At 59.4% G+C, this 880-nt stretch carries 1 protein-coding gene; it reads right to left on the bottom strand.

The annotated features are described in order from the left end of the window. On the bottom strand, window positions 1-880 hold an 880-nt coding region (locus IAE33_RS24355), incomplete at both ends, for an immunoglobulin-like domain-containing protein (RefSeq protein WP_201165752.1).

Here is an 880-nt window from a genome sequence, read left to right as displayed (position 1 = left end):
GATGACCAGGTTCTCGAACGTGGCGTTCGGGACTTCGGCCTTGGTGATGCCTACTTCGATTTTGCCTTCGTCTTTGAAGACGTCATCGCCTTGTGCAGGTGCGGCATAGGACTTGGTCGTCTCGCCCGCCTTGAACACAACGGTGGCGTTGTTGCTCAGCGTGACGGTCAGATCCTTGTCCAGCGCGCGGTTCAGGGTCAGCGTGAAGGTCGGTGAAGTAGCCTCGTTCACCGACGCCTGGTCGGCCACGATATTGACCTGCACCAGGTCGCCCTGGCCGGCCGGTTCGTCTGTCACGGTGGTGGTCACAGTTGCTTTATTGGCCACCAGGTTCTCGAACTGCTTGTCGCCGGCAACTGCCAGGTCGGTAATCGCCTTCACGATCGCAGGCTGGCCACCGACATACACGTCATCGGGTGCGTTGATGCTCACAGTGCCGCTGGCAGAGCCAGCAGCGATGAACACCTGGGTGCCACCGGTGAGGGTCACGGTCACACCGCCGTGGCCAGTGACTGGCAGGCTGCTGTCTTCGCTCACCAAGGTGACGGTATAGGTGATCTTGCCACCTTCAACCACGGTGTTGTTATCCACAGACAGCACAGCGGTGACCTTGCTGATGGTGTCGGTGACGTTCACCGAAGCTGGGCCGCCGATGACCAGGTTCTCGAACGTGGCGTTCGGGACTTCGGCCTTGGTGATGCCTACTTCGATTTTGCCTTCGTCTTTGAAGACGTCATCGCCTTGTGCCGGTGCGGTGTAGGACTTGCTGGTTTCACCTGCCTTGAACACAACCGTGGCGTTGTTGCTCAGGGTAACAGTGAGGTCTTTGTCCAGCGCACGGTTCAAGGTCAGCGTGAAGAGCGGCGCGGTGGCTTCGTTG

This window comes from Pseudomonas sp. S60 (assembly GCF_016647865.1).
Taxonomy (GTDB): domain Bacteria; phylum Pseudomonadota; class Gammaproteobacteria; order Pseudomonadales; family Pseudomonadaceae; genus Aquipseudomonas; species Aquipseudomonas parafulva.
This window is presented reverse-complemented; position numbering and strand designations above follow the sequence as displayed.